Here is a 12,510-nt window from a genome sequence, read left to right on the forward strand (position 1 = left end):
GAGGGCCGACGATGAGCGCCGATGCCGACTTTACCGAGGACAATGGTACGCTGCGCTTTTCCGGGCGGCTGACGCTGGCCAACCTGCGCGACATGCCCGACCGGCTCGACGGGGTGGGCGATGCGCAGGCGATCGACCTGTCGACGATCGACAGCATGGACACCGTCGGCGCCTGGGTCATCCATCGCTTCGCCGAGGCGCGCGGCGCCCGCATTTCGGGACTAGACGACGACCGCCGGCATCTGATGGAGCAGGTGAGCGCCGCCGACGAGCCCGCCGCGGTCACGCCGAAGCCGCTTCCGTCGTTCTTCCGCGTGCTCGACGAGATCGGCGATGCCACGGTCACCGCCGGGCAGACGCTCAAGGGCCTGCTCGGTTTCTTCGGCGCGACCGTGCTGGCGTTCGGCACCGTCATCCGCAGCCTGTTCAGCGGCGACAGCAAGTTCCGCTTCAACGCGGTGGTCCAGCGGTTCGAGGTGGTCGGCGTCTCCGCGCTCGGCATCATCGGACTGATGAGTTTCCTGATCGGCATCGTCATCGCGCAGCAGGGCGCGGTGCAGCTGCGCCAGTTCGGCGCGGAGGTGTTCACGATCAACCTGATCGGACGCATTACGCTCCGCGAACTCGGCGTGCTGATGACCGCGATCATGGTCGCCGGGCGATCGGGGTCGGCGTTCGCGGCGCAGCTTGGCACAATGAAGCTGACCGAGGAAATCGACGCGATGCGCACGATCGGCGTGTCGCCGATGGAGGCGCTGGTCGTGCCGCGCACATTGGCGGCCATCGTGCTGATGCCGCTGCTCGGCTTCTACGCCTCGCTGATCGCGATCATCGGCGGCGGGCTGCTCTGCTGGATCAGCCTCGATATCCCACCGGTCACTTTCATCCAGCGCATCCGCGAAGTCGTGCCGATCACCGACCTGTACGTCGGGCTGGTGAAGGCGCCGGTGTTCGGCGCGATCATCGCGGTCGCCGGCTGCTTCCAGGGCATGCAGGTGGAGGGCGACGCCGAACAGGTCGGGTCGCGCACCACTGCCGCGGTCGTCCAGGCGATCTTCCTCGTGATCGTGCTCGACGCGTTCTTCGCGGTGTTCTTCACCTGGATCGGGTGGAACTGATGGCCGCCGGCAACCGCCGCCGCGACGAGGCGATCATCAAGGTCACCGGGCTGAAGAACAGCTTCGGCGATCAGGTGGTTCACGAGAATCTCGACCTGGAGGTTCGGCGCGGCGAAATCCTGGGCGTGGTCGGCGGGTCGGGTACCGGCAAGTCGGTGCTGATGCGCTCGATCATCGGGTTGCAGACGCCCGATGCCGGCACCGTGCGCGTGTTCGGCGATGCCGACACCGACGAGGAAGCCGCCGAGGCGGTGAAGGTCCGCAAGCGCTGGGGCGTGCTGTTTCAGGGGGGCGCGCTGTTCTCGACGCTGACCGTCGCCGAGAACATTCAGGTGCCCTTGCGCGAATTCTACCCTGATCTCGATCCCGTGCTGATGGGCCAGATCGCGGCGTACAAGGTGGTGATGACCGGCCTGCCGCCCGAGGCCGGGCCGAAATACCCCTCCGAACTGTCGGGCGGCATGAAGAAGCGCGCCGGCCTCGCCCGCGCGCTCGCGCTCGATCCCGAACTGCTGTTCCTCGACGAGCCGACCGCCGGCCTCGACCCGATCGGCGCGGCGGCCTTCGACGAGCTGACCCGTTCGCTCCAGAAGACGATGGGGCTGACCGTGTTCCTCATCACCCACGACCTCGACACGCTCTACGCCATCTGCGACCGCGTGGCGGTGCTGGCCGACAAGAAGGTGATCGCGGTCGGCACGATCCCCGAGCTGCTCGCGCTCGACCATCCGTGGATCCAGGAATATTTCAACGGCCCGCGCGGTCGCGCCGCCACCGCCAGCAAGGAGCGCGGCGAGGCCGAGACCCCCGCGCCCGACCAGACACATGCGCGCCCCGCCGGCGCCGACACCACAGACGACAGGCCCGCAGGGGCGGTGAGGTAAGCACATGGAAACCCGGTCCAATCACGTCCTTGTCGGCGCCGTCGTGCTGATCCTGCTGCTGGTGCTCGCGCTGTTCACGGTGTGGCTGTCGCGTTTCGGCGTCGCCGACGACAAGGAATATGACATCTTCTTCAAACAGTCGGTCGACGGTTTGAACAAGGGGTCGATCGTCGCCTTCTCGGGCGTGCCCGTCGGCCAGGTGAAGGACATCGCGCTGTTCAAGCCCGATCCCTCGCTGGTGCGCGTGCGCGTCAGCGTGAAGCCGGAAACGCCGGTTCTCCAAGGCACCACCGCGACCGTGCAGGGCAGCTTCACCGGCACCAGCACGGTGCAGCTCGATGGCGCGATCAAGAATGCGCCCCCGATCACCTGCGACGTGCCCGACCCGCAGCGCGCGTGTCCGTTCGGCGTGCCGATCATCCCGCCCAAGGCCGGTGGTCTGGGCGCACTGCTCAGCTCTGCGCCGCAGCTGCTCGAGCGGATTTCGACGCTCACCGAGCGGCTGAGCGAACTGCTCTCCAAGCGCAATCAGGATTCGATCGCCGGCATCCTCGCCAACACCGAGCGCCTGTCGACCGCGCTCGCCGATCGCGGGCCGGAGATCGCCGCGACGCTCGCCGAAACGCGCGAGACGCTGCAAAAGGCGGGCATCGCCGCGCAGCAGATCGGCAATCTCGCCGACACCACCAACGCGACGATGACGTCGGACTTCAAGCCGGCGATGCAGAACCTCAACAAGGCGATCGGCTCCGCGCAGAAAAGCATGGAGTCGCTGAACGAGGTCATCACCGACGCGAAGCCCGCAGTGAAGGGCTTCACCCGCCAGACGCTGCCCGAGGTGAACCAGCTGGTGAAGGACCTGCGTGTGATGTCGGCAGCACTCGCCGACGTGGCCGAGAAGGTGAACCAGGGCGGCGCGTCTTCGCTGATCGGGTCGCCCAAGCTGCCCGACTACGAACCCAAGAAATAAGGCCAATCCATGAGGCATCCCATGACCCTGCGCCCCGCGCTCTCGCTGGCCCTGACCGCCGCCGTCGCCCTGCCGCTGTCGGGCTGCATCAGCTTCGGTGCAAAGCCGCCGCCCTCGCTGCTGACGCTCAGCAGCGCGACGCCGATCGCCGCGGGCACGACGCAACGTGCGCCGGGCGCGGGCACGATCACGATCGCCGTGCCGACGGTGCCGCAGGAAATCGCCTCGCTGCGCGTGCCCGTCCGCGCGACCGACACCAGTGTCGCCTATCTGAAGGATGCGCAGTGGGTCGAACCGCCGAACCGCCTGTTCGCGCGGCTGCTGTCCGACGCCGTCACCGCGCGCACCGGCCGCGTCGTCATCGGCAGCCGGATGATGGGCGATCCGGGCGCGACGCTGAACGGCGAATTGCGCAGCTTCGGTGTCGATGCCGCCACGTCGAGCGCGGTGGTGACCTTCGACGCCGCCATCATCCGCACCAGCGGCGGCGCGCTCGAAAAGCGCCGCTTCGAAGCGCGCGTGCCGGTGGCCGCGGTGCTGCCAAACGCGGTCGGCGTCGCGCTCAACCAGGGCGCGAACCAGGTCGCGGCGGAAGTCGCGGACTGGGTCGGGCGGTAAGGGGTCGATCGGATAGGCGTGACGCCCACGCCGTTCGTGCCGAGCGAAGTCGAAGCACCTCCAAAGACCGCTGTGCCCCGGGACATGTGCTTCGACTTCGCTAGCACACACGGATGAGTTGATACCGTCCGCTTGGACGCCGCAAGCGCGCGCACTTCCCAGATCCGTTCGTTTCGAGCGTAGTCGAGAAACAGGCCGCACGCGCAGCATACGGTTTCTCGACTACGCTCGAAACGAACGGAGGGGGGAAAAGCTAAGCCCCCCCCTACGGCGCCTTGCGCACCGGCGGCAGCGCGTTGCAGATGTCCGCGCCACCCGCCGGCACCGTGAAGAACGGCGGCTCGCGGTTCTCGCGCGCGGCGATCCACAGCTTGAAGCGGGCGTTGGTGGTGTCGCGATACTGGTAGCGCGGGCGCTCGGCGGCGGGCAGGTCGCTCGCCAGCCGCGCGGTCGCGATGGGGACGTATTGCTTGGGGTCTTCGTACAGCCCCAGGCCGCCGCCAGTCCCGCGCGGCAGCGTCGACAGCGCGTCGATCCCCTCGATCACGCGCCCGACGATCGCGATGTTGCGGTCGAGGTGCCGGGGGGCGTGGCCGATGTTCGCGTACAGGTCGCCGCCGCTGCCGGTCGAGGGCGCCAGGTCGCGCGCGACGCCGACCATGCCGTAGCAATGCGGGATCCACGCCTCGCGCCCGTTGGTGGCGATCGGCCAGCCGTCGCGGCTGTAGCCGGCCTTGGTCGCATAGGGATCGGGCTTGGTCAGCGTCGCTACCGCATCGAAGCGCGGCCAGACATATTCGGCGGGCGGATTGGCGACGACGCCGGGCGGCAGCGGCTTCTTCTCGGTCGCGTCGCCCCATTGCGCGACATAATTGTCCTGCACGCGGTACACGGTCTCGCCGTCCCACCATTTGGCGCGGGCGATCGCGCGGATGTTGGCGACGTGGACCGGCGTATAGCGCGCCGCCAGCCGCACCACGACGCGCCGCCCGTTGGCGAGCGTGAAGATCAGCACTTCGTCGTCGGGGATCGCCTTCCAGTCGGCAGGGGTCGCATCATAGGGCTTGGGCGGCGGGGCGGCGGCAGGCGCGGCCTGCGCGAGCAACAGCGGCAAAAGGGCGTTCAGCATGGCGCGCAAGGTTACATGCGCGCGCGACATGCGCAATCGACTTGCCGAACCGCCCGCCACCCCTTAGGTCGCAGCCTTCCAAGCATGCGGAGCGGTGGCCGAGTGGTCGAAGGCGCTCGCCTGGAAAGTGAGTATACGTCAAAAGCGTATCGAGGGTTCGAATCCCTCCCGCTCCGCCACCTTTTCGGTCATCCATGATCCCGGCCTGCGCGCGGCGTGCGCGGGCGCGTGTCTATCGGGGGTTGGCCGCATCGATCGGGGCGGCGCCGACGGGCGCGTCGCCTGGCCGGGCGGCTGTGACGTCGGCGTAGGCGCCGCAATAGCGTGCGCCGGGGGCGTGGCCGTCGAGGCGCGTGCCGCAATAGTCCTTCGGGCCTATCACGACGTCGCGTAGCACGTGCGTGGTGCCGTCGCGGTGCGCGATGGTCAGATGGCCGCCCGGCCCCACCCGGACGAAGGCAGTCGACAGGATGCGGCGGCCGAGATCGGCGGGCGTGGGCGACGCAGGTGTGGGAGGCGCGGGCGTGGCGGACGGGGGCGTGACCGGTGCGGCGATCCCGGCGGCGGAGACGGGCTCGACGATCGGACCCTGCGCCGCCTGCGGGCTGCGGCCCGCAGGTTCGTTCTCGTTCGGCGCCGCGGCCTGAACATCGGAAGTAGAAGCGGGGGCGTGATTGCGCATCGGGGTGTCCGCGGGTGCAGGAGTACAGGCGGCTAGTGTCGCCAGAGGTGCGAGCGCCAGGGCTGCCAGCGCCGGATGTTCCATCGCTCTATTTGGACGCCTGAACACCGCCAAGCGATACGATAAACGAAGGGCGCTGTCACGCCCGGGCGTGCGGCAAGCACGTCGCCCGGACGGCGCAAGCCATTGGGATCGCAGCGGCTCGACGTCTTATGGCTTCGTCCCGTCGCGGTACGCTGCCGTCCCAAGCACGGGATACGCGCTGCGAATCAAGTGCTTGCCAGCGTTGGAAATCCATGAATATATGAACAAATTGTCACCGGCATCCGACAGAATCGGTGTGTCCGAGTGGGCATCGCGGCAACGACGATGTGGCAACACAGTCTTTGGGGGGATCACCGATGAGCAATTCCGAATCCGGCAATGTAGTTTCCGACGTCGAAACCGGTGGTCCCAAGTTCGAGGTCGGCATCAGCGAGCCGGGCATCGGTGTTTCCTCGGGCGGCGACCTGACGACCGGCGATGCGCCGGCGCAGGAACTGAACGGCGGCGAGTGGGGCGTCGGCACGACCGACGGATTGTCCGACATCGCCCACGTCACGGTCGTCGAGGGCTGCGGCTGCGCATTGTGCCAGGGCATGCGCGAAGGCGCCAATGCGAACGGAGAGGACAGCGCGGCGCAGAAGGGCGTCGATCCGACGGCTGCGAATCCGCAGTCCGGTCCGATCGGCGTGGTCCTGCCGCTCGGCACCAATCCCGACGGTAGCCATTTCTTCACGGGCATCCGCAACGTCGATGCGATCCTGATCGGTTCGAAGTGGGGCACGACCAACCTCACCTACAGCTTCCCGACCTCGGGCTCGAACTACAACGGCTCCACCCCGCTCACCAACGGCGTCAGCAACTACCACATCGATCTCGGTACGCAGCAGCAGGCGGCGGCGCGCGCGGCATTCGCCCAGCTTTCGGCGGCGACCGGACTGACCTTCACCGAGATTACCGAAACCGATACGGTCCACGCCAACATCCGCATCTCGCAGACGGCGGATTCCGAGGTCGGCTCGGCCTATGGCGGCTTCCCGTCCGACAAGCAGAGTGCGGCAGGGGACATCTGGTTCGGCCGCACCAACCAGCCCTATTACGACCTCGCGGTGAAGGGTACGTGGGGCTACGCCACCATGATGCACGAGATCGGCCACACGATGGGGCTGAAGCACGGGCACCAAGATTACACGAACAGCGACCTGTCGTTCTATTTCGGCACCTTCCCGCAGTACGGTACCCAGTCGCTGACGCCCGATCGCGACGGCCAGGCGTGGTCGCTGATGACCTACACGCCGGCCCCGTTCACCAACAGCAACTTCGCCGGCGAGAAGGTCAACCAGCCGCAGACGTACATGCAGTATGATCTGGCTGCGCTCCAGTATCTCTACGGCGCCAACTTCAACACCAATTCCGGCGACAGCGTCTATACGTTCAGCCTGACGACCGGTGAGATGTTCATCAACGGCGTCGGCCAGGGTGCGCCGTCCGGCAACAAGATCTTCCTCACCGTCTGGGATGGCGGCGGCAACGACACGATCGACGTCAGCAACTATGCGAACGGCGTCACGGTCGACCTGCGTCCGGGCGAATTCTCGACCTTCGACCAGGCACAGCTGGCCAACAACCTGGCCTATCAGGGCCTGACGAACCTGGCGCCCGGCAACATCGCCATGTCGCTGCTCTACAACAACGACGCGCGCTCGCTGATCGAGAATGTGAAGGGCGGTGCCGGCAACGACATCTTCATCGGCAACAGCGCCAACAACATCCTCGACGGCGGCGCGGGCAGCGACACGGTGATCTTCACCGGCACGACCGGCATCAATGCCACGCTGAACGACACCGGCGCCGACGTCATCGTCACGCATGACGGCGAAACCGACACGCTGCGCAGCATCGAAAACATCCAGGGCACGGTCGGCAACGACACGCTGACCGGCAACAGCCAGAACAACACGCTGAGCGGTGGCGTCGGCGGTGCCGACGTGCTGTCGGGCGGCGCGGGCGACGACCGGCTGATCGGCGGCGGCTTCACCGTCGTGAACAGCGCGATCATCACCAAGGCGCAGTCCGAATCGAACCTCTCGGCGGGATCGGCGATCAATCCCCAGGCGCGCAATGCCTATACGCTCGCGGCCGACTCCAACGTCACCAATTCGACCACCGTGCCGCATGCGCAGGTCAATGCGACGGCGACCGGCGGCGGGCTGGAATATTACCGTCTCGACGTGGCGGCCGGTTCGACCGCGATCTTCGACATCGACTTCAGCAGCATCGACACCTGGATCGAACTGGTCGATTCGAACGGCCAGCTGCTGGCGCAGAACGACGACAGCACCGCCGACGCGGGTAGCCAGACGGGCAACTCCTATCTGACCTACACGTTCGCCACCGCTGGCACCTATTACATCCGGGTCGGTCGCTGGACCGCGGCGAACGGCAATTTCGCCGATCCCCTGGACGCGGGCACGACCTACACGCTCAACATCTCGCTGAGCAGCGCCACGGTCAACACCGCGCCCTTCACCGCGATCAACAGCAGCAGTGTCACCGCCGACGGCGGTGAGGGCAACGACTTCCTGATGGGCACGCTCGGCAACGACACGCTCATCGGCGGCAACGGCAACGACACCGCGTCGTTCGCGACCGCGTTCAGCAATTCGGCGACCGGCGTCACCGTCAACCTGAACCAGCAGGGATCGGCGCAGAACACCGGGGCGGCCGGCACCGACACGCTGACCGGCATCGAGAATCTGGTCGGTTCGCAGTACAACGACACGCTGACGGGTGACGCGAACAACAACGTCATCGAAGGCGGTCTCGGCAACGACACGCTGGTCGGCGGCTTCGGCAACGACACCGCATCCTATGCGGGCGCCAGCGCGGGCGTGACCGTCAGCCTGGCACTGCAGGGTGCCGCGCAGAACACCGGCGTCACCGGCAACGACACGCTGAGCGGGTTCGAGAACCTGCTGGGCTCGGCCTTCGCCGACACGCTGACCGGTAACTCGGGCGAGAATATCCTGACCGGCGGTGCGGGCGACGACACGCTTAATCCGGGCGCCAATGCGATCGGCAACGTCGACCTGCTCGACGGCGGCGCCGGATCCGACACGGCGTCCTTCGCGGGCTTCACCGCCGGCGTCACCGCGACGCTCGCGGGTGCCCTGGACGGCAGCGCCAGCGTCGGCGGCCAGCAGGTCGCGGTGCTGCGCAGCATCGAAAACCTGACGGGCGGCGACGGCAACGACACGCTGACCGGTGACGCCAACGACAACGTCATCGACGGCGGGCTCGGCGACGACGTCCTCGACGGCGGCGCCGGCAACGACACCGTGTCGTACCGCGGCACGATCGGCGCGACCGTCAACCTGTCCATCCTGGCCGCGCAGGCGACCGGTTATGGCAACGACACGCTCGTCGGGTTCGAAAACGTGCGCACCGGTTCGGGCGCGGATACCATTACCGGCGACGGCAACGACAACATCTTCTTCGACGGCGGCGGGGCGGACACCTATAATGGTGGCGCCGGGTCCGACACGGTCGACTACACGAACATCACCGCCGCGCTGACGGTCAACCTGAACACCACGACTGCGCAGGCAGCGTCGACGGGCGGCGACATTCTGTCGGGCATCGAGAATGTCGTCGGATCGCTGACCGCGGCGAACACGCTGACCGGCGGCGACACGACGGCCAACCGTCTGGTCGGCGGCGCGGCGGCCGACTTCCTGATCGGCCGCGGCCTCGGCGACACGCTCATCGGCGGCGCTGGCAACGACGTGATCTTCGGCGACTATGTTAACACCTTCAGCGCGACCGCGGGCATGGCCGACGGCAACGATGTGCTGGAGGGCGGCGCCGGTAACGACAGCCTGGTCGGCGGCCTCGGCGCCGACATCCTGCGCGGCGGCGACGGCGACGACATCCTCGTCGGTGGCCTGGCCAACGGCACGGTCGCGGGCCTCTCCACGGTCTATACCAACGACGGCGGCGGCGCGGACGTGTTCGACGGCGGCGAGGGTACGGACACCGCCTATGCCTATTATACCGACCAGACCGGCGGCATCGCTTTCGACCTCGCCAATGTGGCGGGCAACAGCGCGATCACGATGGGCGGCGCAGCATATGGGTCGTTCACGAGCATCGAGCGCGTGATCTTCCGCGGCGGCTCGGGCAACGACGTCGTTCGCGGTACCGGTTATCTCGACACGCTGATCGGCGGCGCTGGCGATGACGTTCTCGACGGCTGGTACGGCAACGACACGCTGTCGGGCGGCGCCGGCAACGACATCCTCCGGGGTGGTGAGGGGCTCGACACCGTTACCTACGTCAACGCCACGGCCGGTGTGAATGTCGACCTGCGCATCACCACGGCGCAGGACACGGGCGGAGAAGGCATCGATACCCTGACCGATATCGAATACATCACCGGTTCGCAGTTCGGCGACACGCTGCGCGGCAACGATGACTTCAACCTGCTCATTGACAACGCCGTGAACCCGGCGGCGACGGCCTTCAGCCAGACCGACGCGCTCTATGGCTACGGCGGGAACGACAGCATACTGGTGACCCGTGCCGCTGCAGATGTGGCGACCAATATCCTGATGGATGGCGGCGATGGTGACGATATCATCCAGCTCGTCTCTGGGACGGTGACGACCACGACTACCGATCCTGACGGCCTGTCCTCGGGCGCTGCCTATGCCCTTCCGGGCCGTGCCGGCACCCGCGCGCTCGACAACGTGGTCGTCAGCGGCGGCGCCGGAAACGACCGCGTCGTCCTCACGGGCGTCGATGCGGCAGTCGTCGATCTAGGCAACGGCAACGACGTGCTGAGCATCAGCACGCTCGGCGGCGCCGGGTTCAATGACCACGATATCACCACCGGTACGGGCCAGGACGTCATCTGGCTCGCCGGGACCGGTGCGGCGGCGACCACCACGGCGCGCGCCAACATCGTCCGCGATTTCACGGTCGGTAACCTGGGTGACCGGTTCGAACTGCGCAACGCGACCGCGGCGACGAGCTACATCAACACCACCAATTTCATCAATCTGGCGACCGGTGGCGTCAATTCCGACCTGTTCGACAGCGGCCATATGCGTCTGGTGCAGTCGGGGACCGACATCCTGCTGCAGGTCGATCGCGACGGTGCAGCCGGTGTGACCAACACCTTCGTCACGATCGCCGTGCTCCAGGGCACCTACACGGGCGGCTTCACCGAGTTCAACTTCGACGGCATGGTCGGCCAGCTCAACCTGACCGGTATCGGCGCGCTCAACGAGACGCTGACCGGCGCGTCGAAGGCGGACACGCTGAACGGTGGTGACGGCAACGACACGCTGTTCGGCCTGGCCGGCAACGACACGCTGATCGGCGGGAACGGCAACGACGTCCTCGACGGCGGCACCGGCGACGACGCCATGACTGGCGGCGCTGGCGACGACACTTACTATGTCGATTCGACCGGTGATACGGTGACGGAACAGGCGAACGAGGGGACCGACACCGTCATCACCACGCTGACGAACTATACGCTTCAGGCCAATTTCGAGAACCTGACCTACATCGGCACCACCGGCGGCAATCTGAGCGGCAACAGCGCAGACAACGTCATCATCGGTTCCGAGACGGCGGATTTCTTCAACCTGTCGCAGGGTGGCAACGACACCGTGAACGGCAATGGCGGTGACGACGCTTTCTTCTTCGGCAGCCAGTTCACCCGCGACGACAAGGTCAATGGCGGCGTCGGCAGCTTCGACCAGCTCGGCCTTCAGGGGAACTACTTTAACCTGGCGCTCAGCGCGACCAGCCTGACCGGCGTCGAAAGCATCTTCCTGCTCTCGGGCAGCAACACCAGCTTCGGCGACGTCGCGGGCAATTCCTACTATTACAACATCCGCACCGACGACGCGAACATCGCCGCCGGCCAGACCCTGTCGGTGAACGCCAACTCCCTGACCGCGGCAGAGAGCGTCTTCTTCGACGCACGCGCCGAAAGCGATGGCGCGATCGTGTACTATGGCGGCCTCGGAACCGATGTCGTCACCGGCGGTCAGCAGAGTGATGCCTTCTTCTTCGGGGCGGGTGCGTTCGGGACCGGCGACGTGATCGACGGCCAGGGTGGCAACTTCGACCAGGTCGCCTTCAGGGGCAGCTTCTCCGGGACCATCGGCGCCGGGCAGTTCTTCTCGATCGAGAACCTCGTCCTGCTGTCGGGCGGTTCGACCGCCTACACCTACAACATCACCATGAGCGATGCGAACGTCGCGGCGGGTGCCAACTTCGCGGTGAGCGCCAACACGCTCGGCGCGGGGGAATCGCTGATCTTCAACGATACCGCCGAAACCAACGCTGCCGTCACCGTCTTCTCGGGCGCCGGCAACGACCAGATCCGCATGGGTGCCCGTGGCGACACGGTGTTCGGCGGCGCCGGTGACGATGTGATCTACGGCAACGGCGGCGCCGACCAGCTCCGCGGCGGTGCGGGCAACGACACGTTCGGCTATCTGCTGGTGTCCGACTCGACCGCGACGTCGCAGGATCACATCTTCGATTTCTCGAACGGAGATCACATCGACCTGAGCGGCATCGCGACGTTCACCTACGTCAGCGGCGGGTTCACCGCCGCCAACCAGGTACGCGTGACCGACCAGGGCAGCGGCAACTATCTGGTCGAAGCGGAAACCACCGGCGACGGCCAGGCCGACCTGTCGATCCTGGTCACCAGCGACCATGCGCTGACGGCCAACGACTTCATCGGCCTGACGGCGCCGAACACGAGCGCGTTCATGAGCCCGAGCATGTTCGTGACGCCGGACGTGTCGGTCTTCGACGGCCACACGCTGTTCGTCAGCCAGGCGCCGATCGTCGCCAGCGACGTCGTGATGTAAGGACGCGTCGCCCGCGCCCGGCCGAGCCTGCTCGTCGGGCAAGGGGTGCGCGGCAGATCAACGTGCGAAAGCGCCACCTGTGCAGAACCTGCGCGGGTGGCGTTTTCATTTGAGGGACGGGCGCCTGCTATTTCGCGGCCAAGCGTGAGTCTTCGCCACCGATAACGC

General features: G+C 66.8%; 7 protein-coding genes and 1 tRNA gene. 6 read left to right on the forward strand and 2 right to left on the reverse strand.

Annotation, left to right across the window (positions count from 1 at the left end; translation table 11 throughout):
- Positions 1–11 precede the first annotated feature (11 nt).
- Genes M9980_RS12360 through M9980_RS12375 form a run of 4 tightly spaced genes read left to right on the forward strand, consistent with a single transcriptional unit; the run spans position 12 to position 3,590 of the window.
- Positions 12–1,118 (forward strand): ABC transporter permease, encoded by a 1,107-nt coding sequence (locus M9980_RS12360; protein WP_250751366.1) that lies wholly within the window; start codon positions 12–14, stop codon positions 1,116–1,118.
- The gene (locus M9980_RS12365) at positions 1,118–2,002 is read left to right on the forward strand and encodes an ABC transporter ATP-binding protein (protein ID WP_250754938.1); all 885 of its coding nucleotides are present in this window, start codon (positions 1,118–1,120) and stop codon (positions 2,000–2,002) included. Before M9980_RS12360 ends, M9980_RS12365 begins: the two co-directional genes overlap by 1 nt.
- A gap of 4 nt (positions 2,003–2,006) precedes the next feature.
- A complete protein-coding gene (locus M9980_RS12370; protein WP_250751369.1) occupies positions 2,007–2,972 on the forward strand; it encodes an MlaD family protein in 966 nt (321 codons plus the stop codon).
- 21 nt (positions 2,973–2,993) lie between these two features.
- Positions 2,994–3,590: an ABC-type transport auxiliary lipoprotein family protein gene (locus tag M9980_RS12375; protein ID WP_250751372.1), complete on the forward strand. Its 597-nt coding sequence runs from the start codon at positions 2,994–2,996 to the stop codon at positions 3,588–3,590.
- Between the two features lie 265 nt (positions 3,591–3,855).
- Here M9980_RS12375 and M9980_RS12380 read toward each other — a convergent pair whose 3' ends face one another.
- Positions 3,856–4,719: a peptidylprolyl isomerase gene (locus tag M9980_RS12380; protein ID WP_250751375.1), complete on the reverse strand. Its 864-nt coding sequence runs from the start codon at positions 4,717–4,719 to the stop codon at positions 3,856–3,858.
- Positions 4,720–4,807: 88 nt separating this feature from the next.
- Here M9980_RS12380 and M9980_RS12385 point away from each other — a divergent pair.
- Positions 4,808–4,898, forward strand: a tRNA-Ser gene (locus M9980_RS12385).
- A gap of 53 nt (positions 4,899–4,951) precedes the next feature.
- On the opposite strand, the gene M9980_RS12390 is transcribed toward M9980_RS12385, so the two are convergent.
- Positions 4,952–5,401 (reverse strand): hypothetical protein, encoded by a 450-nt coding sequence (locus M9980_RS12390; RefSeq protein ID WP_250751378.1) that lies wholly within the window; start codon positions 5,399–5,401, stop codon positions 4,952–4,954.
- A 401-nt stretch (positions 5,402–5,802) separates the two neighbouring features.
- On the opposite strand from M9980_RS12390, the gene M9980_RS12395 reads away from it, so the two are divergent.
- Complete coding sequence (locus tag M9980_RS12395) at positions 5,803–12,342, forward strand: M10 family metallopeptidase C-terminal domain-containing protein (protein ID WP_250751381.1); 6,540 nt, start codon at positions 5,803–5,805, stop codon at positions 12,340–12,342.
- The last annotated feature ends 168 nt before the right edge of the window (positions 12,343–12,510 follow it).

The organism is Sphingomonas donggukensis, assembly GCF_023674425.1.
In the GTDB taxonomy this organism is placed as follows: domain Bacteria; phylum Pseudomonadota; class Alphaproteobacteria; order Sphingomonadales; family Sphingomonadaceae; genus Sphingomonas; species Sphingomonas donggukensis.